Raw genomic sequence first — 22,282 nt, forward strand, 5'->3', positions numbered from 1 at the left:
GCTACCGTCCGGCGGGCTTGAGTCCCAGCGGCTTGCCCACCAGGCTCTCCCGGCGCAGCGCCAGCTTGTCGGCCACGGCCGCCAGGGCCTGCGCCGCCGGCGCGTCCGGGGTCGCCAGCACAAGGGGCAGGCCCACGTCGCCGGCCTCGCGCAGGCGCGTGTCGAGGGGGATCTGACCCAGCAGCGGCACCTGGGCCCCGACCGCCCGCGACAGCGAGTCGGCGACCGACTGCCCGCCGCCGGCCCCGAAGACCTCCATGCGCTGCCCGTCCGGCAGCTCCAGCCAGGACATGTTCTCCACGACGCCGATGATGCGCTGGTGCGTCTGCAGCGCGATCGACCCGGCCCGCTCGGCGACCTCGGCCGCGGCGGCCTGCGGGGTCGTCACGACCAGGATCTCGGCCGACGGCAGCAGCTGGGCGAGCGAGATCGCCACGTCGCCGGTGCCCGGGGGCAGGTCCAGGAGCAGGACGTCCAGCTCGCCCCAGTACACGTCGGCGAGGAACTGCTGCAGCGCGCGGTGCAGCATCGGGCCGCGCCAGACGACCGCGGCGTTGCCCGGGGTGAACATGCCGATCGAGATGACCTTCACGCCGTGCGCCGACGGCGGCATGATCATGGACTCGACCTGGGTCGGCCGCCCGTCGGCGCCGAGCATGCGCGGCACCGAGTGGCCGTAGATGTCGGCGTCGACCACGCCCACGGACAGGCCCCGGGCGGCCAGCGCGGCCGCGAGGTTGACCGTCACGCTGGACTTGCCGACGCCGCCCTTGCCGCTGGCGACCGCGTAGACGCGGGTCCGCGAGCCGGGCTGGGCGAACGGGATCACCGGCTCCTGCACGTCGCCGCGCAGGCTCGTCTGCAGGTCCTTGCGCTGCTCGGGCGTCATCACGCCGAACTCGATCTCGACCGCGGTGACGCCGCCGACGGCGCCGACCGCGCGGGTGATGTCGGAGCGCAGCTTGTCCTTCAGCGGGCAGCCGGCCACCGTGAGCAGGATGCCGATGGCGGCGACGCCGTCCGGGCGGAGCGTGACGTCGCGGACCATGCCCAGCTCGGTGATGGGCCGGCGGATTTCGGGGTCGTCGACGGTCGCGAGCGCGGCGGTGATCGCGTCTTCGACGGTGGTGGCCGGGGCTGACATGGGTGCCATGGTACGTCGGACCGCCCGCCCGATCCGCCGCGTCGAGCCGGTACGAGGAACGCGTCACACGCCCGATCGGCGAACAATGTCACCTTCTCGGGCCACAAGGGGCTTGTCCGCGTACCGAATCCGGTGGGAACATCGTTTACACGCCGCGCGCCTCGCCCCTTGAGGCGCGCGGCGTAATGCTCACCGGGACCGGCGCCGCGGCGGCTCGTCGGAGTCCACGACGTCGTCCGGCTCGTCGGCCACCAGGGGATCGGCCAGCGAGCCGAGAGCCTTGCGCACCTTCTTGCGCTCCGCCTTCGCCCGCCGGTCGGCCGCCTCGTCCAGCTCCTCGGCCACCCGCGCCAGCTCCGAGCGCAGGAAGTCGCGGGTCGCCACCTCGCCGAGGGCGATGCGCAGCGCCGCGATCTCCCGGGCCAGGTACTCCGTGTCCGCCTTCTGCGCGGCCGCGCGCCGCCGGTCCTCGTCCGCCGCGACCCGGTCCCGGTCCGTCTGCCGGTTCTGCGCGAGCAGGATCAGCGGGGCGGCGTAGGAGGCCTGCAGCGACAGGATGAGCGTCAGGAACGTGAAGGTGTACGGGTCGAACTGCCAGCTCTTCGGGGTGAGCGTGTTCCACGCGATCCAGCCCAGGATCACGATCGTCATGTAGACGAGGAACTTCGCCGTGCCCATGAACCGGGCGATGCCCTCCGACCACTGCCCGAACGCCTCCGGGTCGAAGCGCGGCAGGCTCATGCGCGTGTCGCGCGGCTGGTCCAGCCGCTTGCGCTCAGCCACGAGGACCGCTGTTGAGGGAGATGGGCTCGGCGTGGTCCCGGTCGCGCCAGCCCTCGGGCAGCAGGTGGTCGAGGACGTCGTCGACGGTGACGGCGCCGACCAGCTTGTCGTTGACGTCGACCACGGGCATCACCACCAGGTTGTAGGTCGCCATCCGCCGGGTGATCTCGGCCAGCGTCAGCTGCGGGGACAGCGGTTCGATGTCGTTGTCGACGACGCCGCCGAGCAGGGCCGAGGGAGGCTCGCGCAGGAGGCGCTGGAAGTGCACGACGCCGAGGTACCGGCCGGTCGGCGTGGCCATCGGCGGGCGCGTCACGAACACGCCGGCCGCGACCGCCGGCGACAGCTGCGGCTCGCGGATGCGGGCCAGCGCCTCGGCGACGGTGTTGTCCGGGGCCATCACGATCGGCTCCGAGGTCATGACCGCGCCGGCGGTGCCGGGCTCGTACTCCAGCAGGGCCCGCACCGGCGAGGCCTCGTCCGGCTCCATGAGGTCGAGCAGCACCTCCTGCTCCGGCTTGGGCATCCCGGCGAGCAGGTCGGCGGCGTCGTCGGGGTCCATCTCCTCCAGCACGTCCGCGGCGCGCTGCGGCTCCAGCGCCGTGATGATCTCCAGCTGGTCGTGCTCGGGCAGCTCCTCGAGCACGTCGGCGAGGCGCTCGTCGTCCAGCGCGGCGGCGACCTCGACGCGCCGGGCCTCGGAGAGGTCCTGCAGCACGTTGGCGAGGTCGGCGGCGCGCATGTTGTCCAGCACCGCGAGCAGCCCGGCGGTGCCCTGGGTCTGCGGCTCCCCGGCCAGGCCGGTCACCTCGGTCCACTCCAGCTGGTTGAGGTGGCCGCGGCGGGTGAGCCGGCCGGTGAACTCGCGCACCGCCACCCGCGACAGCGACCACTCGCCGGTGCGGTCGGCGTCCATGGCCACGTCGACCACGGCCCCGGCGCGCCCGGTCGCGACAACTGTCACGTGCCGGTCCATGAAGTCCTCCAGCACCAGCAGCTCGCCCGGGCGCTTCTCGAAGCGGCGCAGGTTGAGCGTGCCGGTGTTGAGCACCACGGCGTCGGGCTCGATGGCGGTGATCCGGCCGATCGGCAGGAAGATGCGTCGCCGCATCGGCATCTCGGCGACCAGCCCGACCACGCGGGGCGGCTGGTTGCCCGTCCGCGGCCGCGCGACGGCGTCACGCACCCGCCCGACCTGGTCGCCGTTCGGATCGAAGACGCTCAGACCAGCGAGGCGCGCTATGTAGACCCGCGGCGCAGTACTCACGAGGCTCAAGCCTACTGAAGCAGGCCACGAAGCAGGCGGTGGACCGAACCTCAGCGTCCGGCGACCCCTAGGCTGCCCTCATGAGCATGGTGCGGTACTCGATCGTCGACGTCTTCACCGACCGGCCCTTCACCGGCAACCCGCTGGCGATCGTCTTCGACGCCCAGGACCTGGCCGCCGAGCAGATGCAGGCGATCGCGCGGGAGTTCAACCTCTCCGAGACGATCTTCGTGCTGCCTCCGAGCGAGGGCACGGGCGCGACGTACCGTGCGCGGATCTTCACTCCGGGCACCGAGCTGCCCTTCGCTGGGCACCCGACGGTGGGCTGCGCGGTCACCCTGGTCCGCAACGGGGTGATCAAGGGCCCCGACGTGATCCAGGAGTGCGGGGCCGGGCTCCTGCCGATCCAGGTCGACGAGGTGCACGGCGCCGCGACCGTCACCGGCGGCAAGCCGACCGTCGGCCCGGCCCTCGACCCGCTGCCGCTGCTCGACTCGATCGGGCTGACCGAGGCCGACTACCTCGGCCCGGCGCCCCGCAAGGCCGGGTGCGGGCTCGAGTTCACGTTCCTGTCGGTCACCGACGAGGCCGTGGGCCGGCTGCGGCTGCAGCGGCCCGTGGACAACCTCAGCGTCGTGCACTGGGACGCCGAGCGGCACCTCGCGCACGTGCGGGTGCTCGTGCCGGAGGTGGGCGTCGCCGAGGACCCGGCGACCGGCTCGGCCGCGATGGGGCTCGGCGTGTGGCTGGTGACGAGCGGGCTGGTGGCGGGGGAGGGGCTGACGCGGTACGAGATCGCCCAGGGTCTGGAGATGCACCGCCCGTCGGCCCTGCACTGCACGGTGACGGCCCAGGCCGGTGCGGCCGTCTCTGCCACGGTCTCGGGTCACGTGGTGCCGATCGCCTCCGGCGAGATGATCGTGCCGCCGTTCGTGGGCTGACGCCGCCGGGCCCCCAGCACCACCACCGCGACCCCGGCGAGCAGCACGGCGATGCCCGGCAGCGTGCGGGCCGCCGGAAGCTGGCCGAGCAGAATCCAGGCGATCACCAGGGCGCCCGGCACCTCCAGCAGGAGCAGCACCGCGACGGTCGTGGCGCTGACCCGGTGCAGCGCGTAGTTGATCAGCGTGTGGCCGAGCAGCTGGGGCCCGATCGTCATGGCGACGATGGCGATCCAGGTTTCCCAGGTGTACCCCCAGAGCCGCGCCGAGCTCGCCAGGCTCGCGACGAGCAGCAGCGCCGCGCAGATCCCGTAACACACAGAGGCGTACGTCGTCGTGGCGAGGCTGGCCCGGGCGCGCTCGCCGAGCAGCGTGTACCCGGCGGCCGCGATGCCGCCGGCCAGCGCCAGGGCGTCGCCGAGCAGCGCCCGGCCCGACAGGTCCGGGTCGGCCCCGGTGGCCAGCGCGACCCCGGCGACCGCGACCCCGATCCCGGCCCACGTGCTGCCCGGCACGCGCACGCCCCGGGCGGCCGCGATCAGCGCGGTCCACACCGGGGTCGTGGAGACCAGCGCGACCGACATGGCCACGCTGGTCAGCTTGGCGCTGGGCACCCAGGTGCCGAAGTGCACGGCCAGGCACACCCCGGACAGCACCGTCACGCCGAGCTCGCGCGGCCGCGTGCGCTGCCGTACGAGCGCCACCGGGGCGAGCGCCGCGGTGCCGAGGGCGTTGCGCCAGAACGCGATGGCGAGCGCCGGGGCGGCCGCGAATGCGATCATGGGCGCCGAGGCCGACACCGCCAGAATCGCGACGACGAGAGCGGCGACGGTGGGGAGACCGACCTTGCGCATGGTGCGAATTGTCGTTGATCCGACACGGGAGGCCGCGGCGACCAGGTAGACCGTTCGGAGGATATGAGGGGGGCCGAACGGTGATTGAAGCCATCTGTTTTGACTATTTCAACACGTGTACGCGCGCAGTTTGTCGGGGTGGAGGGCACCGCCGCACCGCCGAGGTGCTCGGCGTCGACCCGGGCGAGTGGCTCGCGCTGCTGGACCGAACCTACGACGAGCGGGCCCGGGGCGCGTACCCGACCCACCTGGCCGGCCTGCGCCGCCTGTGCACGGAGCTCGGCGTGGAGCCGACCACCGCCCAGTTACGCGAGGCCGCCGAGCTGCGGCTGGCCACCGTGCAGGCCGACGCTCCGCTGCGGCCGGAGACCATCGACGTCCTGCGCACCCTGCGCTCGGCCGGGGTGCGCATCGCGATCGTGAGCGACTGCTGGTTCGAGCTGCCGCTGGTGCTGCCGCGCACGCCCCTGGCCGGCGTGATCGACGCCGCCGTGTACTCCTGCCAGGTCGGGCACACCAAGCCCCACCCCGCGATGTACGCCACCGCCTGCGCCCAGCTCGACGTGGACCCGGCGCGCTGCCTGTACGTCGGCGACGGCGGCAGCCGCGAGCTCACCGGCGCCGCGCGCTTCGGCCTGACCGCGGTCCAGCTGCGCGCGCCCGATCTCGGCGCCCACCTGACCTTCCACGCCGAGCCGGACTGGCCCGGGGCCTGGGTGACGACCCTGTCGGCGATTCCCGACCTGATCGATGCGCCGGTGCTCGTGGCCTGAGCGCCTATCCTGAGGATGTGACCGTGACGGCGGCACTGTCGCTGACGGATGGCCTCTACCTCGCCCGCTTGGCGGCGGGCGCGGTACACGCACGGCTCACGGGCGCGCCGCTGGAGGATTCGGTCCCGCCCGGGAGCCCGCTGCAGGCGCACGGCGCGTCCTTCGTCACGCTGGAGCGGTCGGGCGCGCTGCGCGGGTGCGTGGGGACCCTGGAGCCGGTTCAGCCCCTGCACCGCGACGTGGTGCGCAACGCCGTCCAGGCGATGCGCGACCCGCGGCTCCCGCCGGTGACGAGCGCCGACTGGCCGGCCCTGGACGTGAAGGTGTCGGTCCTGACGCGCCCGGAGCCGCTGCCGGCGGAGTCGCGGGCGGCCCTGGTCGCGGCGCTCCGCCCCGGCGTCGACGGCCTGATCCTGCACGACCACGACCACGCCCACCGGTCGACGTTCCTGCCGACCGTGTGGGCGAAGCTGCCCGACCCGGAGGAGTTCGTGGCCGCGCTGCTGCGCAAGGGCGGCTGGCCGGCGGAGGGCTGGCCCTCGGACATCGAGGCCTTCCGCTACGCCTCGACGGAGTTCCGCGACTCCGCCCCGCGCCTGCCGATCGCGGCCTGACCCCGGCGCGCCGTGGTTGGATGTCAACCATGGATGCGCTGGTCGAAGAGGCGGCGAAGAAGGCCGCGGTCGCCTGGATCGCCGTCGGCGGCCGCCCCCCGACCCTGGCCTGGTGCGCCTGGCTCGACGGCTCCTTCCTGGTCGTGACCGGCGAGGGCGAGCAGGCGATCCCCGGCCTGGCCGAGGCCGCGTCCGCGGAGGTGAGCCTGCGCGGCGACCACGGCGGCCGGATCGTGACCTTCCCCGCCGACGTCACGAACCTCAGCCCGTCCGACGAGGCCTGGGCCGAGCTGGTACCTCAGCTCGCCGGCAAGCGCCTCAACGGCCGCGGCGGCGCCGAGGACCTCGCCCGGGCCTGGTCCGAGCGGTGCGTGGTCAGCCGCCTCACGCCGGCCGGCGCCTCCGCGGATCTGCCGGACGACGCCCAGGCCGCCCCGCCCCGGCCGACGCCGGCCACGCGCATCCCGCGCCGCCCGTTCCGCCTCCACAAGGTCCGGGGCGCGACCCGGAAGCGCTGACCCGACCGGCGGTCAGCCCAGGCCAACGGCGCGCAGGCTCTCGTCCCACAGCTGTGCGGCCAGGGCCGGGCTGTCCGTGCCCCGGGTCGGGCGCGCGAGCTTGCGGTCCATGTAGTAGCCGCCCGACGTCAGCTGCGACGTCGGGGTCGCGGCCAGCCAGACCAGCGTGTCCGCGCCGCGCTCCGGGGTGCGTGCGAACGGCGCGATCCGCGCGGCCAGGTTCACGCCGATCGACGAGCCGAAGCGGCTGCGCACGAAGCCCGGGTGGTACGACGCCGACATGATGTCCGGCCAGCGGCGGGACGCCTCGGCGGCGAAGAGGATGTTCGCCTGCTTCGCGGAGCCGTACTGCCGCCACAGGCCCCGCTTCCGGGCGCCGCGCAGGTCCGCCGGGTCCAGCGCGCCCATCGCGTGCGCGCCCGAGGCGGTGTTGATGATGCGGCCGCCGCGCAGCTGTTCGCGGAGCAGACTGCTCAACAGGAAGGCCGCCAGGTGGTTGGTCTGGAGGGTCGCCTCGAAGCCGTCGGGGGTGATGCGGTGGCCGCGCACGACGCCGCCCGCGTTGTTGGCCAGCACGTCGATGCGCTGGTAGCGCTGGCGCAGGTGGTCGACCAGCACGTGGACGTCGTCGAGCTTGGCGAAGTCGCTGCGGTACGCCGGGACGGTGCGCCCGGCCGCCGCCGAGACGGTCGCGGCCGCGGCCTCGAGGCGGGCGGGGTTCCGGCCGACGAGCACCGTGCTCGCGCCGCGGCGGGCCATGTCGACGGCGGCGGCCAGGCCGATGCCGGAGCTGGCTCCGGTGATGACCACCGTGCGACCGGTGAGATCTCCCACAGGGGCATTCTGCGTACTCACGCGTCGAGGTTACCGTTTGGTAGCCGCCTGAACCCTCGCTAAGTTGCGCGGGAAGGCCCCTCCCGAATCCCGGCAAAGCCGCCGAAACCCCAAAGGAGCCCGCCGATGGCCGCCCTCGGACGACCGCGCCGCTCGTGTCTCGCCGTGCCCGGCTCGAGCGTGAAGATGCTCGGCAAGGCCCAGGGGCTCCCGGCCGACCAGGTGTTCCTCGACCTCGAGGACGCCGTCGCGCCGCTGGCCAAGCCCGAGGCGCGCAAGAACATCGTGGCCGCCCTCAACGACGGCGACTGGGCCGGCAAGACGCGCGTCGTGCGCGTCAACGACCTGACCACGCCGTGGACGTACCGCGACGTCATCGAGGTCGTCGAGGGCGCCGGCGAGAACCTCGACTGCATCATGCTGCCCAAGGTGCAGAGCGCGGCCCAGATCCAGTGGCTCGACCTGACGCTGACCCAGATCGAGAAGACCATCGGGCTGGAGCCCGGCGGCATCGGCATCGAGGCGCAGATCGAGAACGCCGCCGGGCTGGTGAACGTCGACGCCATCGCCGCGGCCAGCCCGCGCGTGGAGACCATCATCTTCGGGCCGGCTGACTTCATGGCCTCGATCAACATGAGGTCGCTGGTCGTCGGCGGGCTCATCCCGGGCTACCCGGGTGACCCGTACCACTACATCCTGATGCGCATCCTGATGGCCGCCCGCATGCACGACCTGCAGGCCATCGACGGGCCGTTCCTGCAGATCCGCGACGTCGACGCATTCCGCGAGGTCGCCGTGCGCAGCGCGGCGCTCGGCTTCGACGGCAAGTGGGTGCTGCACCCGGGCCAGCTCGACGCGGCCAACGAGGTGTACTCGCCCGCCCAGGACGACTTCGACCACGCCGAGCTCATCCTCGACGCGTACGACTACTACACCTCCGAGGAGGGCGGCCGGCTCGGCGCCGTCATGCTCGGCGACGAGATGATCGACGAGGCCTCCCGTAAGATGGCCCTGGTCATCGCGGCCAAGGGGCGTGCCGCAGGGATGAAACGGACCACCGCCTTCACCCCGCCGAACTGAGAAAACGCGCGTCGCATTGCCCGGTGGTGTATCCGACAGGCAGGATTTGCCCTATGGCACCCGACCTACGTTCCAGCGGCCCCGCCGGCAAGAGCGGCCGGCGCGATGCGAGCCGGCCCTCGTCCGCGCGGCGCACCCTGCGGGCCGTTCCGTCCAGCGGTCCCGATCTCGCCGACGAGCCCGTCGAGGAGGAGGCGCCGACCGCGACCGACCGGCTCGACGGTCGGGTCGCCCTGGTCACCGGCGCGGGCAGCCCGGACGGCATCGGCTACGCCACCGCCCGCCGCCTCAAGCAGATGGGCGCCGCGGTCGCGATCGTCTCCACGACCCGGCGCATCCACGACCGCGCCAGCGAGCTGGGCGTCATCGGCTTCGTCGCCGACCTGACCGTCGAGGCCGAGGTCGGCGCGCTCGCCGACGCCGTCCTCGACCAGCTCGGCGCGGTCGACATCCTGGTCAACAACGCCGGGCTGGCCAGCAAGGCGAGCCCGGAGGTGCTGCGCCCGGTCGCCCAGCTGACCTACGAGGAGTGGCGGGCCGAGATCGACCGCAACCTCACCACCGCGTTCCTGGTCAGCCGGGCCTTCGTCGGCGGCATGGCCGAGCACGGCTGGGGCCGCATCGTGAACCTGGCCGCGACCGCCGGGCCGGTCAACGCGCTGCCCGCCGAGGCCGGCTACGCCGCGGCCAAGGCCGGCGTCGTCGGCCTCACCCGGGCCCTGGCCATGGAGCTCGTCGCCGACGGCATCACCGTCAACGCGGTCGCCCCCGGCATCATCCACACCGGGGCATCCACGCTCGTCGAGCTCAAGCAGGGCTTCGGCACGCCGATGGGGCGGCCCGGCACGCCGGAGGAGGTCGCGGCCACGATCGCGTTCCTGTGCTCGCCCGGCGCGTCCTACATCACCGGCCAGATGCTGGTCATCGACGGTGGCAACAGCGTCCGGGAGGCGCAGTACCGGTGAGTCCGACGGTCAGCGAACCTCCAGGTTCGCTGGCTATCTTTGGCCGCATGGGGGCACGGTCGGCGGACTACGCGGTGCTGCTGGCGCCGCCGACCGTCGTCGGGGCGGCCTGCGGCGCCGTGCTGCTCTCCGGTGAGCCCGAGGTGTTCCTGCCGCTGATGCTCGTCCTGCAGCCGCTGACCGTCCTGGGCATCGTGGTGGGGCTCGTCCAGCTCACCCGCAGCACCCGCGGGCCGTCGACGTTCCAGCTGACGGTGTACCGCGGGCGGCCGGCCTTCGCCGCGCTGCCCGCCTTCCGCCGCCAGTGCGTCTTCAACGGCCTGCTGAGCGCCGCGCTGCTGCTCATGGCGGTCAACGGCCTGCGGGTCACCGGCCGGATCGTGCCGACGATGGCCGCGGTGATCATGATCCTCAACGGCTGCACGCTGTTCCTGCTGCTCTTCCGCATGGTGCGCAGCGGCCCGCTGCTGCTGACCGAGCTCGGCATCGCGGTCAACGGGGGCCGCTCGTTCGTGCCGTGGGCCGCGCTCGAGCCGGGGCACGAGCACGCGCTGTGGAGCGTCGCGCACCCCTCGCTGATCGAGGGCCGGCGGATCAGGCGCTTCCAGCCGGGCCAGGACGTCCCGCTCGACGTGTCGCTGTGGTTCCTGTTCCGGGCCATCCACGCCTATGTGCAGCAACCGCACCATCGCGCGGCGATCGGCACCCCGCAGGAGCTCGAGCGCCTGCGCGGCACCCTCACCCGCCAGACCACCTGATCGCCCGCCGGGCGAGCTAGGTTGGGGGCATGCGCAGCGCTGAACAGATCCTGCGCGAGGCCCGCACGATCGCGGTCGTGGGCGCCTCCCGGGATCGATCGAAGACGGCCCATGCGGTACCGCTGCAGATCCAGCGCCACGGCTGGCGCATCGTGCCCGTCAACCCGTTCGCGGACGAGATCTTCGGGGAGCGTGCCTACCGCCGGCTCGCCGACCTTCCGTTCCCGGTCGACCTGGTGAACGTGTTCCGCCCGTCGGCCGACGCGACCCAGGTGGTCCGGGACGCGCTCGCGATCGGCGCGCCCGCGATCTGGCTGCAGCAGGGCATCTACAGCCCCGAGGGCCGCGCCCTGGCCGCGGCCGCGGGCGTGGACTACCTCGAGGACACGTGCATCGCCGTGATCCGCGCGGTGCACGCGGTCAGCGCACCCCGTAGTCCCGCAGCAGACCCCGGCTGATGATGGTCTTCTGAATCTCCGAGGTGCCCTCGCCGATGAGCAGGAAGGGCGCCTCGCGCATGAGGCGTTCGATCTCGTACTCCTTGGAGTACCCGTAGCCGCCGTGGATCCGGAACGCCTCCTGCACGACCTCCGCGCAGTACTCGCTGGCCAGCAGCTTCGCCATGCCCGCCTCGACGTCGTTGCGCTGCCCGGCGTCCTTCAGCCGCGCCGCCCCGACCATGAGCGCGTGCGCCGCCTCGATCTTCGTGGCCATCTCGGCCAGCTTGAACGCGATCGCCTGGTGCTTGACCAGCGGCACGCCGAACGTGTGGCGCTGCTGGGCGTAGGCGATCGCGAGCTCGAACGCCCGGATCGAGATGCCGCAGGCGCGCGCGGCCACGTTGACCCGCCCGACCTCGATGCCGTCCATCATCTGGTAGAAGCCGCGGCCGGCCCGATCGGCGCCGCCCAGGATCGCCGAGCCGGGCACCCGCACCCCGTCGAGCACCATCTCGGTGGTCTCGACGCCCTTGTACCCCATCTTCTCGATCTTCCCGGGGATGTTCAGCCCCGGCAGCGCCTCGTTGAGCCCGAACCCGGGCGTCTTCTCCAGCAGGAACGTCGTCATGTTCCCGTACACCGACTCGGCCCCGAGCTCGGTCTTGACGAGCGTGGCCACGACGGAGGAGTACGCCCCGTTGGTGAGCCACATCTTCTGCCCGTCGAGCACCCAGTCGTCCCCGTCGGCGACGGCCTTGGAGCGGATCGCGGCGACGTCGGAGCCGGTGCCGGGCTCGGACATCGAGAACGCCCCGCGCACCTCGCCGGTCGCCATGCGCGGCAGCAGCCGCCGTTTCTGCTCCTCGGAGCCGTGCTGGGAGACCAGGTAGGCCACGATGAAGTGCGTGTTCACGATGCCCGACACGGACATCCACCCGCGCGAGAGCTCCTCCACCACCAGCGCGTAGGTGAGCAGCGACTCGCCGAGCCCGCCGTGCTCCTCGGCGATGGTGAGCCCGAACAGCCCCATCTCCTGCATCCCGGCCACGATGTCGGCCGGGTAGACGTCGTCGTGCTCGAGCCGCTGCGCGTGCGGGATGATCTCCTTGTCGACGAACGCCCGCACGGTCTCGAGCATCGACTGCTGCACATCGCTGAGCCCGGGCGTCCGAGCGAGACGAGCCATGCGAGACCTCCGTTGGTCGGCTCCTGCCCAAGAAGTTACCGGTGGGTATCCTGCTTCCCGCCGCCCGGAGCCTGTGAAATGGTTCTCAGGTGCGAGTCAACGGCCTGGCGGTAGCCGCCCTGATCTGTGCGGTCCTGGTGCCTCCGTTCGGCATCCTGATGGGCCACATCGCGTGGAGCCAGTGCCGCCGCGAGCAGCGCCCGGGCGCGGGCCTGGCCCTGGCCGCGATGATCACCGGCTACGTGGTGCTGCTGATCGTCTGCGGCCTGCCGGTCATCTACTTCGCCTGACCGCCTACTTCCGCCGGGCCGTCGTCGATCCGCCGCATGAGATCTTCCAGCGGCCCCCGCCGCCCATGGATGTGCTCCAGCCAGAGCGTAACCCCGGCCTGCTCGTATTCGGCGAGCATCGGATCGTCCGGCCCGCGCGAGGTCCCGGTGAGCGCGACCTCGAACGCCGGCTCCCGATGCCCGCGGATGTAGGCGATGTCGGCCGCGACGGACTCGGGCCGGACCGCCATCCGCCCGCTCTCCTCGTCACCGGCGGCGATCCACCCGTCCCACCGGGCGGCCCGCCGCAGCGCCGCCCGGCTGGCGCCCCCGACCAGGATCGGCGGCCGGGGCCGCTGCACCGGCAGCGGCGCCAGCGTGACCCCGCCGACGCTCGCCCCGCCGAGCAGCCCGCCCACGGTCTCGAGCCCGGCGTCGAGCAGCCGGGCCCGGGACTTGAGCTCGGCGCTCTCCCCGAAGGCGGTGAACTCGGCGTCGACCCCGCCGAGGCCGACCCCGAGCACGACCCGGCCCCGGCTCAGCCGGTCGAGCGTGGCCACGGCACTGGCCACGACCGCGGGCCGCCGCCGGGGCAGCGGCGTGACGGCGGTCCCGAGCCGCAGTGCGGAGGTCGCCTGGGCGACGGCGGCCAGCGTCACCCACGGGTCGGCGGAGGGGACGCCCCAGGCGAAGGCGAGATGATCCCAGACGAAGAGCGACTCCCAGCCGGCCTTCTCGGCGGCCCGGCCGATGTCGACGACCAGGGATGGCTCGGCGAGGTCGCCGAGGGTGCAGACGCAGATCCCGTGGCGCATGCGCATCAGGCCTCGACCGCGGTCCAGGGGTCTTTGGGCGGCGCGGTGGACCCTTCCGGGCAGGACTTCCGGTAGTCGCACCAGGAGCAATGCGGACCGACCAGCGGCCGGAACTCCGTGTCGGCCACGATGTCGGCCGCGGTCGCCTCGGCCCGGCGCAGATGCCGCTCCAGCGACGCGTCGGTGTGCTCGAACGCCGCGACGGTGCCCGTGGGCAGATGATGCAGCTCCACCCGCCGGCACGCCTTGCGGAACACCCTCGACGTCGCGATCGCGTAGAGCGCCAGGGCCCGCGACCCCCGGGCATCGTCGGGCGAGAGCCCGCTCCGCCCGGTCTTGTAGTCCACGATCACGAGCTCGTCGCCGCGCTGGTCGATGCGGTCGACCCGGCCCGACAGCGCCAGCGTCTCCGTGCGCGCCGCGACCGTGCGCTCCACCCCCACGGGGTCCTCGGCCGGGTCGAGGGACTCCACATAGGACTCGAGCCAGCCCAGTGCCCGCCGGTAGACCTCCCGCTCCTGCGCGTCGTCGCGGTAGCCCTCGCGCACCCACGTCGCCTTCAGCAGGCCCGGCAGCGCCTCCGGCGCGCGGCGGGCGGGCTCCAGCGCATACCAGTTCTTGAGCGCCGTGTGCACGGAGGCGCCGAGCGAGTTGTGCGCCCACGGCGGCCCCTTGGGCGGGGCCGGACGGTCGACGTAGGAGAACCGGTAGCGGCGCGGACAGTCCTCGTAGCTGCCGAGCTTGCTGGGCGTGCAGGTGAAGAGGCGCGGCGGTGATGCGAATAGTCCCAACTGCTCCACGCCCAGCATCCTGCCATCCGGGTACGACAAAATGACGAATCCCGATGTCAGTGCGGCGCGTGCAGGTACGTGGTCACGAACGCGCCGATGGCGTCGGCGAGCAGCTGCACGGCGATCGCGGCCACGAGCAGACCGGCGATGCGGGTGACGACCTCGATGCCGCTCGGCCGCAGGATGCGCACGAGCACGCCGGAGAAGCGCAGCACGAGGTACACCACCAGCATGACGGCGACGATGCCCACCGCGATCGCCGAGTAGCCCGCGAAGGTGTCGGCCCGCCGCACGAACAGCATGGTGGCGACGATCGCGCCCGGCCCGGCCAGCAGCGGCGTGCCCAGCGGCACCAGGGCCACGTTCGACGTGACCTCGTGCCGGGGGTCGTCGGTCTTGCCGGTGAGCAGCTCCAGCGCGACGAGCAGCAGGAGCAGGCCGCCGGCGCCCTGCAGCGCGGGCAGGTCGATGTTCAGGTAGGCCAGGATCTGCCGGCCCACCAGCGCGAAGGCGACGATGACGCCGAGCGCGAGCAGCACCGCCTGCAGCGCCGCGCGATGGCGGGCCCGGCGCTCCATCTGCCCGGTGAGGGCCAGGAAGATCGGCACGGCGCCCGGGGGGTCCAGGATCACCAGCAGTGTCACGAATACCTCGCCGAAGAGCTTCAAATCCACGACCGGATTGTCATAGCAGGCCCATATCGAGCGGATACCTGGGTCTTGACGCCATCGAACGCCGCCCCTACGTTGCCAGAGAACAGCAAACTTTCCTTACAGATGGAGGGTCTATGGGCAACCGCAGGCTCCTGGCGGGGGTCGCGGCCGCGCTGGCGGTGTCGTCGCTGGCCCTCGCGCCCGCGACGGCGGCCGGCGCGCACGGCGGCACGCATCAGGACGAGTTCAAGCGCGTCGGGTACTTCGTCCAGTGGGGCATCTACGGCCGCCAGTACTTCGTCAAGAACCTCGAGACCAGCGGGCAGGCCGCGCGCCTGACCCACATCAACTACGCCTTCGGCGGTGTCGACAAGACCGGCCAGTGCGTCTCCGTCGACCCGTGGGCCGACTACCAGCGCCCGGTCCCCGCCACCGAGAGCGTCGACGGCGTCGCCGACGAGGCGGGCCAGCCGCTGGCCGGCAACTTCAACCAGCTCCGCAAGCTCAAGGCCATGCACCCCGGCCTGAAGGTGCTCATGTCGCTGGGCGGCTGGACGTTGTCGGCGAACTTCTCCGACGCGGCGCTGACCGACGCGTCGCGCAAGACGCTGGTGAAGTCCTGCATCGACACGTTCATGTCGACCGGCGTGTTCGACGGCTTCGACCTCGACTGGGAGTGGCCGGGCTCCGACGGCAACCCGGGCAACGTGATCCGACCCGAGGACAAGCAGAACTTCACCAAGCTCGTCGCGGAGTTCCGCAAGCAGCTGGGCAAGAAGGCGACGCTTACCGCGTTCCTGCCGGCCGCCCCCGCCAAGATCGACGCCGGCTTCGAGGCCAACCAGATCTTCAAGTACCTCGACTTCGGCTCCGTCCAGGGCTACGACTACCACGGCACCTGGGAGACCACCACCAACCAGCAGTCCGCGCTGTTCGTGCCGCGCAATGCGCCCACGACGCCGGACTTCAGCGGGTCGACGTCGCTCAAGGCGTGGACCGACCGCGGCGCGCCCAAGAAGCAGCTCGTGCTCGGCGTGCCGTACTACGGCCAGGGCTGGACCGGCGTCACCAACGCCAACAACGGCCTGTTCCAGACGGCGACCGGACCGGCGCCGGGCACGTGGGCGGCCGGCAACGAGGACTACAAGGTCCTCGCGACGCTGCCGCAGCAGGGCTACAAGGTCTACCACGACCTGTTGTCCGGCCACGCGTGGCTGTTCAACGGCACGACGTTCTGGACCTTCGACGACCCGATCGTCGTGGCCCAGAAGGGTCTGTACGTCCGCATCGCCGGCTACGGCGGCGCGATGATCTGGTCGCTCGACGGTGACGACGCCAACGGCACGCTCACCAAGGCGATCTACACCACGCTGCGCTGATCACGGGGTGCTCGGCGGCATGAACTTCGCGATGCCGTCGAGCACCCTCGGCAGGCCGAAGGCGAACGCCCGGGCCGGGTCCCCGGCGCCGTACTCCTCCCCGGCCGCCTGCCCGACCCGGGCCGCGGTGGGGAACCGGGCCGGGTCGAGGACCTCGGCCAGCAGCGGGGCCCAGGCCTGCCACCACTCGGCGTCGCTGCGCCCGGTGCGCCGTTCGGCCTGCTCGGCCAGCACCGCGGCCCGGGCGGCGCCGGTGACGTAGTCGAGCACCAGGCTCAGCAGCTGGTCGGTGTCGACGTCGGCGAGGCCGGTGCCCTCGAAGGCGCGCAGTTCGAAGTCGTACTTCGCGATGCTGTTCGGCCCCAGCACGGGCCGGCTCGTGGCCACCTGGAGCAGCCAGGGGTGGCGGCGGTACAGCTCCCAGTTGGTGCGGGCCACCGCGGTGAGCCGCTCCCGCCAGCCGCCGGGCGCGTGGGCCTCCGGGACCGCCTCGGCGCCGACCGCGTCGACCATCACGTCCAGCAGCTCGGCCTTGCTCGGCACGTAGGTGTACAGCGACATGGCGGTCACCCCGAGGCGCTGCGCCACCCGGCGCATCGACACCGCGGCCAGCCCCTCGGCGTCGGCCAGCGCGACGGCGACGGCGACGATGCCCGGCACGGTGAACTTGGGCCGCGGGCCCCGCCGGGCCTCCGTCCCCGGTCCGCGGCCCCACAGCAGGTCGATGCTGCGGCGGGGGTCGCCGGAGCCGCTGTACTCGGTCGTCACCCCACCACGCCGCTTCCGCGCCCGGCCGCGACGATGCGCTCCAGCGCCTCGGGGGCGGTGGTACGGGCGCCGAGCCGGACCGTCTTGTTGGTGCCGTGGTAGTCGCTGCTGCCGGTGGTGACCAGGCCCAGCCGCCCGGCCATCGCGTGCATCTCCGCCTGCTCCTGGGGGCTGTGGTCGGTGTGGTCGGCCTCCAGGCCGAAGAGCCCGGCCGCGGCCAGCTCGACGATGAGCGAGTCGGGCACGATCGGGCCGCGGACGCTGGCCCGCGGGTGCGCGAACATCGGCACGCCACCCGCGCCGAGGATGAGCCGCAGCCCCTCGAAGACGTCGATGTCGTCCTTCGGGATGCGGTACCTCGCGCCCAGCCACTCGGGCGCGAACGCCTCGGTGACGGTGTCGACGAGGCCGCGCCGCATGAGGGCCTGGGCCAGGTGCGGGCGGCCGACGGTGCCGCCGCCCGCGTACTCGAGCACCTCGTCCCAGGTGATGTCGATGCCGTCGGCGCTGAGCAGGTCGACCATGCGCTCGGCGCGGGTCTCGCGGGCCGTCCGCACCCGGGCGAGCGCCCCGGCCAGCTCCGGCTCGGCCGGGTCGAACAGGTAGGCCAGCATGTGCAGGCCGATGGGGCGGGCCCCGCCGTGCCAGCGCAGCGAGAGCTCCGCCCCGGGCACGATGGACAGCCCGGCCGGGCGGGCCGCGAAGGCCTCGGCCCAGCCGCGGGTGGTGTCGTGGTCGGTGACGGCCAGGACGTCGAGCCCGGCCGCGGCCGCCTCCCCGACGAGCTCGGCCGGGGTGGAGGTGCCGTCGCTGGCGGTGGAGTGGGCGTGAAGATCGATCCGCACGCCCCCAGTCTAGGGAGCCGCTACTTTTCCACGAGCGGTTCGATGAGCACGGCGTCCTGACTCTCCTGGTCCAGCGGCTCGACGTCGTCGGCCTTGCCGGTGGGGTCGAGCTTCAGGAACTTCTTGCCGTTGTCGACCACGAACGTCTTGGCGTTGAGCCAGACGGTCTTGGCGGTGACGGCGAGGTTCCACAGCTTGACCTTGCCGCCGGTGAACACCGTGGTGAGGTCCAGGATGGCGACCTGCTTGGCCCCCACGACCGGGTAGGCCAGCCAGTGCCCGTCGGGGGAGATCCGCGCGCCGTCCTCGGCCGCGACCGGCAGCCCGCAGAACTTCTTGATGATCTTGAATGGCTGGTCGAACTGGAGCAGGGCCAGGCACATCGAGGTGTCCGGCGCGACCGCCTTGAGCTCGGCGTAGACGCCGCCGTTGTCCTGGGTCCCGCCGAACACGCGCAGCACGGTGCTGTCCCAGGTGGGGCTGTACCCGCGCTCGGTGTGCCAGACGTCGAAGCCCTTGTCGTCGTTGCTGATCACGAGGTTGGTGCCGACGAAGGCGATGGGCTGGGTGTTCACCGGCACGTCGACCGAGTTGCCCTGGGTGATCTTCTTGGTCTTCTCGTCGCTGCGGGTGCCGACGTTCATCTTGCCCTTCGACGCCCAGGCCACGGTGCTGCCGTCCTTGGCCACCGTGATGTTGGTGGCGTCGTCGACGAGCACCTGCTGCTGATCGTCGTCGTCCTGCAGGACGAGCTGCTTGTCGCCGTCGGGCTGGGTGTTGACCACCAGGTAGCCGTCCTTGGCCTGGTAGGCCGCGGTGACGGTGCTCTTGGCCGGCAGCTGGAGCCGGACCCGGGTGGCCGCCTCGGCGCTGGGGCCGATGCCGGTGACCTCGCGCATGTCCGACGAGGACGTCGGGGCGGCGGGCGAGTCGGTCGTCGACGGGCGCTGCGCGGGGCTCTCCTGGGCGGCCGGGCCGGGCGGCTGTGGCGCGCCGGCGGGCCCGCCGCCGGTCAGCGTGTGCAGGACCGCGACGGACGCGGCGGCGATCGCGACGAACCCGGTCAGCCCGGTCACCGCGGCGCGCCGTCGCCGGCGCACGCGCGCGGCGCCGCGGATGGCGACGTCGGCGAATCCGTCCAGCGACGTGAGCGACCCGGGCGGGGGACTGCCCGCCTTGGCCGCGAACGTCTCGCGGAGCTCGTCTTCCAGCATGCTCGTCACGTCCCCAGTCACACTTCAACCGGCTCTTCGACCGGCGCCTCGACCACGGTGTCCGTGGGTAGAAGCGCCTCAGCCTCGGCAAAAGGTTGTTCCGGGTCTTCGACCTCGTCAACTTCCGGCACGACGGGTGCCGCAACGGGGTCGCTGGGAGGGCGTGCGGGCTGGGCTTTCGTGGCGGGGCGTACACCCTCCGCGCTGAGCTTCTCGCGCAGCGTGGCCAGGGCGCGGGAGGTCTGGCTCTTGACGGTGCCGACGGAGACGCCGAGCAGGCGGGCGGTCTCGGCCTCGGACTGGTCCTCGTAGTACCGCAGCACGAGCACGGCCCGCTGCCGGTTGGGCAGGTTGCGCACGTGCCGCCACATGGCGTCGCGCTCGAGGCTCGCCTCGAGCTGGTCGGCCGCGGCGCTCTCGGGCAGGATCTCGGTCGGGCGCTCGCCGTGCCAGCGCCGCCGCCACCAGCTGGTCGCGGTGTTGACGAGCACGCGGCGCGCATAGGGCTCGACGGCCTCGATGTGCCCGAGCCGCTTCCAGGCGAGGAAGGTCTTGGTCAGCGCGATCTGGAGAAGGTCCTCCGCCGTGGCCCAGTCGCCGGCCAGGAGATAGGCCGTGCGCAACAGCGCCTTGGAGCGAAGCCCGACGAACTCACGAAAGTCTTCCTCGCGGAACCCTGCGTCGTCCGGCACCGGCCGCCCCCTCCACCCTCCGCGCCCACGTACGAAGACGCATCCGAGGGGTCGCGAGGTTGCACCACGGCACAGACTTTCAGGTAACTCTCAGCCTCAGGTGCCGTCGTCCTCGCCGGTGACCGCGCGGCCCAGGCGGGCCTCGACGGCCTCGGGCTCGTACATCTCCTCGACAATGCGCAGGTAGAGCTCATTCGGGTTGGGCAGGTTGCGGATATTGCGCAGCGCCTGATCCTGGCCGGCGGACTCCAGCTCGAAATGGCCGTAGCCGAACATGCGGCCCGTCAATGACTGCACGTATTTCATGTCCGTGACCCGCTGCAGCGGCATCATCGCCACATTGCGCGTGAAAATGCCCGATACGACCATCACCCGCTTGTTGGTGAGGATGAATCGGTCGTACCACCAGTCGGTGACCTTCCACGCGCACCACAACACCACCAGCGCCCAGACGATCACGACTCCGGTGCGCAGTTGTTCCTGGTTGTGCTTGGTGAGCCAGCCCGCGATGTAGCCCATCGCGATCGTCGCGAAGATCGCGATCAGGCCCTCCTTGGCCAGCTGGATCCAGTGCCGTTTCCACTCCCCCCGGAACTTCTCGGTGGGGAACAGGTAGCGGGCCGCATGCCGGCTGGCCTCGTCCTCCAGGGGCGCCATCCGGCTGCCGGGCGGCACCGACGGCACCGCCTCGCCGCCCTGGAGCCGGGCGAACTCGTCCTGGGAGAAGGAGGGCGGGGCGCCGCCGTACTGCGGTGCGGCCGAGCCGCGGGCGTGCGCGCCGTCGGTCATCGAGTCCGCGTACGGGTCGGAGACGAACTCGTCGCCGTCGGTGGTGTAGTCGGCGTGGGCCGCCTCGCCGCCGCTGTGCGTCGCCTCGTAGTCGCGCGCGGCCTCGTAGTCGGAGGTCGGCGAGTACTCGATCGGCGGCTCGTCGGACGAGGTGTAGTCGGCCCGCGACTCGGGGCGTGAGCCCGGCCGCGCGCGGGGGATCGGCTCGGTGTCCCGGTCCTGGTTCCGCCGGTCGTTCGGGTCGTCCTCGGGGGGCTCGGCACCGGTCGACATGGGCCGGCCTTAGGCGACGAGGCTGGAGAAGAAGTCGCCGAATCCCGTGGCGATGTCCATGATGCCGCCGCCGATGGACTTGAACACCTCGGCGGCCGACTGTGGCCGATATGCCACGAAGAAAATGAGGAAGGCAATGCTTCCCCAGGTGAGGACCTTCTTGACCATCGCCGTCAATCCCCTCCCCGCGGCGTCGCGCATCAACGCCCCGGCGAACTCAGCGTATCAGCTACGCGGCACAGGGTGCAGTTGCGCCGCGCCGAGCGTCGGCTCGGAGCTCGATCCTAGTCGCGGCTGTCTACGCCTTGCCGTGAAGATATGGCGACGGCGCGCCGTAGACGAGGTGGGCCGGCACGTCATCCGAGAGATCGTGCAGGTCCAGCTCTTCCTCGAGGAGATATCCGGCCGCGGCGGGCCAGGTGACGACGTAGATCCACATGCCGGCCGCCTCGCCGACGTACGCGCATCGATCCTCGGGCGACTTGGCCATCCACAGCGGGGTCGGCCAGCCGGCGGCCCGGACCCGCGCGTGCGCGACGGTGCTGGCGAGGTCCCCGTCGAAGAAGGGCCCGGGGTCGGTTCCCGGGATGCCGGCGAACCGCGTGCCGAGCCCGATGCCGGGCTCCTCGGCGATGATCACGCAGTCGGCCGGGCCGTGCTCGACCGGCCCCGGCCCGCTGCACGCCACGGCGGTCGCCCGGACCCCGGAGCGCTCGTCGCCGACCCACCCGACCCCGGTGACCGTCCAGCCGCTCGGCAGCGGCCACGGGCACCACAGCGGCGTCGGCCGCTTGTCCCCGACACGGGCCGCGGCGGCGACCAGCTTAGCCTTGGCGGCGTCGACGATCTCGGGCCCGATGTGGTGCGCGACATGCAACGGCAGTACCGCACCGTCGGCGTCGCAGCGCCAGTCGGAGTGCATCAGGTCCGGCGGCCGCACCGGACCACCACAGCGGGGACAGCTGACTGCGACGCCCATGTACCCACCGTAAGGCCGTTCAGGGGTTTCCGACCCCGTACTGACGGATCCAGGTATGCATGGCGATGCCGCTGGCGACCCCGGCGTTGATGGAACGCGTGGAGCCGTACTGCGCGATGGAGTACACCGCGCCGCACGCCTTCCGGGCGGGTTCCGAGAGGCCAGGACCCTCCTGGCCGAAGAGCAGCACGCACCGCTCGGGCAGCTCCGCGCGTTCCAGCGGCCGGGCGCCGGGCAGGTTGTCGATCCCGATCAGCGGCAGATCCTCGGCCTGTGTCCAGGCCAGGAACTCCTCCACGTCCGGGTGATGGCGGACGTGCTGGTAGCGGTCGGTGACCATGGCCCCGCGCCGGTTCCACCGCCGCCGCCCGACGATGTGCACGGCGGCGGCCAGGAACGCGTTGGCGTTGCGCACGACGGTGCCGATGTTCAGGTCGTGCTGCCAGTTCTCGACGGCGACGTGGAACGGGTGCCGGCGGGTGTCGAGGTCGGCGACGATGGCCTCGAGGCGCCAGTAGCGGTACCGGTCGACGACGTTTCGGCGGTCGCCCTCGGCCAGCAGCTGCGGGTCGTAGTGGGCCGCGTCCGGCCAGGGCCCCGCCCACGGGCCCACGCCTACCTCGAGCGTCGGCTCGATCTCCATCCGGGCACTGTATTG

27 protein-coding genes are annotated in these 22,282 nt (G+C 72.3%); 10 read left to right on the forward strand and 17 right to left on the reverse strand.

Features of this window, described 5'->3' with window-relative positions:
* Position 1: 1 nt before the first annotated feature.
* The 3 genes from ACPPVO_RS04025 to ACPPVO_RS04035 form a co-directional block, all read right to left on the reverse strand.
* On the reverse strand, positions 2 to 1,144 hold the full coding sequence (locus ACPPVO_RS04025; RefSeq protein ID WP_426509933.1) for a P-loop NTPase: 1,143 nt from the start codon (positions 1,142 to 1,144) through the stop codon (positions 2 to 4).
* Positions 1,145 to 1,333: 189 nt separating this feature from the next.
* Positions 1,334 to 1,885, reverse strand: a complete 552-nt coding sequence (locus tag ACPPVO_RS04030) for a DUF1003 domain-containing protein (RefSeq protein WP_426514531.1) — start codon at positions 1,883 to 1,885, stop codon at positions 1,334 to 1,336.
* 34 nt (positions 1,886 to 1,919) lie between these two features.
* On the reverse strand, positions 1,920 to 3,194 hold the full coding sequence (locus ACPPVO_RS04035) for a magnesium transporter MgtE N-terminal domain-containing protein (protein WP_426509934.1): 1,275 nt from the start codon (positions 3,192 to 3,194) through the stop codon (positions 1,920 to 1,922).
* An 80-nt stretch (positions 3,195 to 3,274) separates the two neighbouring features.
* Here ACPPVO_RS04035 and ACPPVO_RS04040 point away from each other — a divergent pair, with 80 nt between their 5' ends.
* A complete protein-coding gene (locus ACPPVO_RS04040) occupies positions 3,275 to 4,135 on the forward strand; it encodes a PhzF family phenazine biosynthesis protein (protein WP_426509935.1) in 861 nt (286 codons plus the stop codon).
* On the opposite strand, the gene ACPPVO_RS04045 is transcribed toward ACPPVO_RS04040, so the two are convergent.
* Positions 4,081 to 4,989, reverse strand: a complete 909-nt coding sequence (locus ACPPVO_RS04045) for a DMT family transporter (RefSeq protein WP_426509936.1) — start codon at positions 4,987 to 4,989, stop codon at positions 4,081 to 4,083. The genes ACPPVO_RS04040 and ACPPVO_RS04045 overlap by 55 nt on opposite strands.
* Before the next feature lie 80 nt (positions 4,990 to 5,069).
* Between ACPPVO_RS04045 and ACPPVO_RS04050 the strand changes: the two genes are divergently transcribed.
* From ACPPVO_RS04050 to ACPPVO_RS04060, 3 genes are read left to right on the forward strand one after another with little or no spacing between them, the layout of a single operon-like run.
* The gene (locus tag ACPPVO_RS04050; RefSeq protein WP_426509937.1) at positions 5,070 to 5,762 is read left to right on the forward strand and encodes an HAD family hydrolase; all 693 of its coding nucleotides are present in this window, start codon (positions 5,070 to 5,072) and stop codon (positions 5,760 to 5,762) included.
* Between the two features lie 17 nt (positions 5,763 to 5,779).
* Positions 5,780 to 6,376: an AmmeMemoRadiSam system protein A gene (amrA, locus tag ACPPVO_RS04055; RefSeq protein ID WP_426509938.1), complete on the forward strand. Its 597-nt coding sequence runs from the start codon at positions 5,780 to 5,782 to the stop codon at positions 6,374 to 6,376.
* Positions 6,377 to 6,405: 29 nt separating this feature from the next.
* Positions 6,406 to 6,894 (forward strand): hypothetical protein, encoded by a 489-nt coding sequence (locus tag ACPPVO_RS04060; RefSeq protein WP_426509939.1) that lies wholly within the window; start codon positions 6,406 to 6,408, stop codon positions 6,892 to 6,894.
* Positions 6,895 to 6,906: 12 nt separating this feature from the next.
* On the opposite strand, the gene ACPPVO_RS04065 is transcribed toward ACPPVO_RS04060, so the two are convergent.
* A complete protein-coding gene (locus ACPPVO_RS04065) occupies positions 6,907 to 7,728 on the reverse strand; it encodes an SDR family NAD(P)-dependent oxidoreductase (protein WP_426509940.1) in 822 nt (273 codons plus the stop codon).
* A 126-nt stretch (positions 7,729 to 7,854) separates the two neighbouring features.
* On the opposite strand from ACPPVO_RS04065, the gene ACPPVO_RS04070 reads away from it, so the two are divergent.
* From ACPPVO_RS04070 to ACPPVO_RS04085, 4 genes are read left to right on the forward strand one after another with little or no spacing between them, the layout of a single operon-like run.
* The gene (locus ACPPVO_RS04070; RefSeq protein ID WP_426509941.1) at positions 7,855 to 8,808 is read left to right on the forward strand and encodes an HpcH/HpaI aldolase/citrate lyase family protein; all 954 of its coding nucleotides are present in this window, start codon (positions 7,855 to 7,857) and stop codon (positions 8,806 to 8,808) included.
* A gap of 53 nt (positions 8,809 to 8,861) precedes the next feature.
* Positions 8,862 to 9,773, forward strand: a complete 912-nt coding sequence (locus ACPPVO_RS04075; protein ID WP_426509942.1) for an SDR family NAD(P)-dependent oxidoreductase — start codon at positions 8,862 to 8,864, stop codon at positions 9,771 to 9,773.
* 47 nt (positions 9,774 to 9,820) lie between these two features.
* Positions 9,821 to 10,531: a hypothetical protein gene (locus ACPPVO_RS04080; RefSeq protein WP_426509943.1), complete on the forward strand. Its 711-nt coding sequence runs from the start codon at positions 9,821 to 9,823 to the stop codon at positions 10,529 to 10,531.
* A 29-nt stretch (positions 10,532 to 10,560) separates the two neighbouring features.
* Positions 10,561 to 10,989, forward strand: coding sequence for a CoA-binding protein (locus ACPPVO_RS04085; RefSeq protein ID WP_426509944.1), 429 nt, complete (start codon positions 10,561 to 10,563; stop codon positions 10,987 to 10,989).
* Here the strand turns inward: ACPPVO_RS04085 and ACPPVO_RS04090 are convergent.
* Positions 10,952 to 12,157, reverse strand: coding sequence for an acyl-CoA dehydrogenase family protein (locus ACPPVO_RS04090; RefSeq protein WP_426509945.1), 1,206 nt, complete (start codon positions 12,155 to 12,157; stop codon positions 10,952 to 10,954). The genes ACPPVO_RS04085 and ACPPVO_RS04090 overlap by 38 nt on opposite strands.
* An 89-nt stretch (positions 12,158 to 12,246) precedes the next feature.
* Between ACPPVO_RS04090 and ACPPVO_RS04095 the strand changes: the two genes are divergently transcribed.
* Positions 12,247 to 12,447 carry a DUF4190 domain-containing protein gene (locus ACPPVO_RS04095; RefSeq protein ID WP_426509946.1) on the forward strand — a complete coding sequence of 67 codons (201 nt, stop codon included), beginning with the start codon at positions 12,247 to 12,249 and terminating at the stop codon, positions 12,445 to 12,447.
* On the opposite strand, the gene ACPPVO_RS04100 is transcribed toward ACPPVO_RS04095, so the two are convergent.
* Genes ACPPVO_RS04100 through ACPPVO_RS04110 form a run of 3 tightly spaced genes read right to left on the reverse strand, consistent with a single transcriptional unit; the run spans position 12,435 to position 14,706 of the window.
* A complete protein-coding gene (locus ACPPVO_RS04100; protein WP_426509947.1) occupies positions 12,435 to 13,247 on the reverse strand; it encodes an LLM class flavin-dependent oxidoreductase in 813 nt (270 codons plus the stop codon). The genes ACPPVO_RS04095 and ACPPVO_RS04100 overlap by 13 nt on opposite strands.
* Positions 13,247 to 14,050: a RecB family exonuclease gene (locus ACPPVO_RS04105; protein ID WP_426509948.1), complete on the reverse strand. Its 804-nt coding sequence runs from the start codon at positions 14,048 to 14,050 to the stop codon at positions 13,247 to 13,249. Before ACPPVO_RS04105 ends, ACPPVO_RS04100 begins: the two co-directional genes overlap by 1 nt.
* A gap of 38 nt (positions 14,051 to 14,088) precedes the next feature.
* On the reverse strand, positions 14,089 to 14,706 hold the full coding sequence (locus ACPPVO_RS04110) for a MarC family protein (RefSeq protein WP_360386138.1): 618 nt from the start codon (positions 14,704 to 14,706) through the stop codon (positions 14,089 to 14,091).
* 113 nt (positions 14,707 to 14,819) lie between these two features.
* On the opposite strand from ACPPVO_RS04110, the gene ACPPVO_RS04115 reads away from it, so the two are divergent.
* On the forward strand, positions 14,820 to 16,064 hold the full coding sequence (locus ACPPVO_RS04115; protein WP_360386141.1) for a glycoside hydrolase family 18 protein: 1,245 nt from the start codon (positions 14,820 to 14,822) through the stop codon (positions 16,062 to 16,064).
* Here the strand turns inward: ACPPVO_RS04115 and ACPPVO_RS04120 are convergent, their stop codons facing one another.
* The 8 genes from ACPPVO_RS04120 to ACPPVO_RS04155 form a co-directional block, all read right to left on the reverse strand.
* Entirely contained in the window at positions 16,065 to 16,832 is a 768-nt protein-coding gene (locus ACPPVO_RS04120; protein ID WP_426509949.1) for a TetR/AcrR family transcriptional regulator, read from the reverse strand. It lies immediately after the preceding gene.
* Entirely contained in the window at positions 16,829 to 17,677 is an 849-nt protein-coding gene (locus ACPPVO_RS04125) for a PHP domain-containing protein (RefSeq protein ID WP_426509950.1), read from the reverse strand. The genes ACPPVO_RS04120 and ACPPVO_RS04125 overlap by 4 nt, the downstream gene beginning before the upstream one ends.
* A gap of 20 nt (positions 17,678 to 17,697) precedes the next feature.
* Positions 17,698 to 18,891, reverse strand: coding sequence for a hypothetical protein (locus ACPPVO_RS04130; RefSeq protein ID WP_426509951.1), 1,194 nt, complete (start codon positions 18,889 to 18,891; stop codon positions 17,698 to 17,700).
* A 17-nt stretch (positions 18,892 to 18,908) separates the two neighbouring features.
* A complete protein-coding gene (locus tag ACPPVO_RS04135; protein ID WP_426509952.1) occupies positions 18,909 to 19,583 on the reverse strand; it encodes a SigE family RNA polymerase sigma factor in 675 nt (224 codons plus the stop codon).
* A gap of 96 nt (positions 19,584 to 19,679) precedes the next feature.
* Positions 19,680 to 20,645: a PH domain-containing protein gene (locus ACPPVO_RS04140; RefSeq protein WP_426509953.1), complete on the reverse strand. Its 966-nt coding sequence runs from the start codon at positions 20,643 to 20,645 to the stop codon at positions 19,680 to 19,682.
* 9 nt (positions 20,646 to 20,654) lie between these two features.
* Entirely contained in the window at positions 20,655 to 20,846 is a 192-nt protein-coding gene (locus ACPPVO_RS04145; RefSeq protein ID WP_426514959.1) for a hypothetical protein, read from the reverse strand.
* A gap of 97 nt (positions 20,847 to 20,943) precedes the next feature.
* On the reverse strand, positions 20,944 to 21,585 hold the full coding sequence (locus ACPPVO_RS04150) for a DUF6758 family protein (protein ID WP_426509954.1): 642 nt from the start codon (positions 21,583 to 21,585) through the stop codon (positions 20,944 to 20,946).
* A gap of 58 nt (positions 21,586 to 21,643) precedes the next feature.
* Positions 21,644 to 22,267 carry a TrmH family RNA methyltransferase gene (locus ACPPVO_RS04155; protein WP_426509955.1) on the reverse strand — a complete coding sequence of 208 codons (624 nt, stop codon included), beginning with the start codon at positions 22,265 to 22,267 and terminating at the stop codon, positions 21,644 to 21,646.
* Between the last annotated feature and the right edge of the window lie 15 nt (positions 22,268 to 22,282).

This window comes from Dactylosporangium sp. McL0621, assembly GCF_049995355.1.
Lineage (GTDB): Bacteria > Actinomycetota > Actinomycetes > Mycobacteriales > Micromonosporaceae > Dactylosporangium.

Excerpts from the sequence above, each read along its gene's own strand:
- ACPPVO_RS04025 (WP_426509933.1), bottom strand. The coding sequence starts at position 1,144 with ATGTCAGCCCCGGCCACCACCGTCGAAGACGCGATCACCGCCGCGCTC.
- ACPPVO_RS04030 (WP_426514531.1), bottom strand. The coding sequence starts at position 1,885 with ATGAGCCTGCCGCGCTTCGACCCGGAGGCGTTCGGGCAGTGGTCGGAG.
- ACPPVO_RS04040 (WP_426509935.1), top strand. The coding sequence starts at position 3,275 with ATGAGCATGGTGCGGTACTCGATCGTCGACGTCTTCACCGACCGGCCC.
- ACPPVO_RS04045 (WP_426509936.1), bottom strand. The coding sequence starts at position 4,989 with ATGCGCAAGGTCGGTCTCCCCACCGTCGCCGCTCTCGTCGTCGCGATT.
- ACPPVO_RS04060 (WP_426509939.1), top strand. The coding sequence starts at position 6,406 with ATGGATGCGCTGGTCGAAGAGGCGGCGAAGAAGGCCGCGGTCGCCTGG.
- ACPPVO_RS04070 (WP_426509941.1), top strand. The coding sequence starts at position 7,855 with ATGGCCGCCCTCGGACGACCGCGCCGCTCGTGTCTCGCCGTGCCCGGC.
- ACPPVO_RS04075 (WP_426509942.1), top strand. The coding sequence starts at position 8,862 with ATGGCACCCGACCTACGTTCCAGCGGCCCCGCCGGCAAGAGCGGCCGG.
- ACPPVO_RS04080 (WP_426509943.1), top strand. The coding sequence starts at position 9,821 with ATGGGGGCACGGTCGGCGGACTACGCGGTGCTGCTGGCGCCGCCGACC.
- ACPPVO_RS04085 (WP_426509944.1), top strand. The coding sequence starts at position 10,561 with ATGCGCAGCGCTGAACAGATCCTGCGCGAGGCCCGCACGATCGCGGTC.
- ACPPVO_RS04090 (WP_426509945.1), bottom strand. The coding sequence starts at position 12,157 with ATGGCTCGTCTCGCTCGGACGCCCGGGCTCAGCGATGTGCAGCAGTCG.
- ACPPVO_RS04100 (WP_426509947.1), bottom strand. The coding sequence starts at position 13,247 with ATGCGCATGCGCCACGGGATCTGCGTCTGCACCCTCGGCGACCTCGCC.
- ACPPVO_RS04105 (WP_426509948.1), bottom strand. The coding sequence starts at position 14,050 with ATGCTGGGCGTGGAGCAGTTGGGACTATTCGCATCACCGCCGCGCCTC.
- ACPPVO_RS04115 (WP_360386141.1), top strand. The coding sequence starts at position 14,820 with ATGGGCAACCGCAGGCTCCTGGCGGGGGTCGCGGCCGCGCTGGCGGTG.
- ACPPVO_RS04130 (WP_426509951.1), bottom strand. The coding sequence starts at position 18,891 with ATGCTGGAAGACGAGCTCCGCGAGACGTTCGCGGCCAAGGCGGGCAGT.
- ACPPVO_RS04140 (WP_426509953.1), bottom strand. The coding sequence starts at position 20,645 with ATGTCGACCGGTGCCGAGCCCCCCGAGGACGACCCGAACGACCGGCGG.
- ACPPVO_RS04145 (WP_426514959.1), bottom strand. The coding sequence starts at position 20,846 with ATGCGCGACGCCGCGGGGAGGGGATTGACGGCGATGGTCAAGAAGGTC.
- ACPPVO_RS04155 (WP_426509955.1), bottom strand. The coding sequence starts at position 22,267 with ATGGAGATCGAGCCGACGCTCGAGGTAGGCGTGGGCCCGTGGGCGGGG.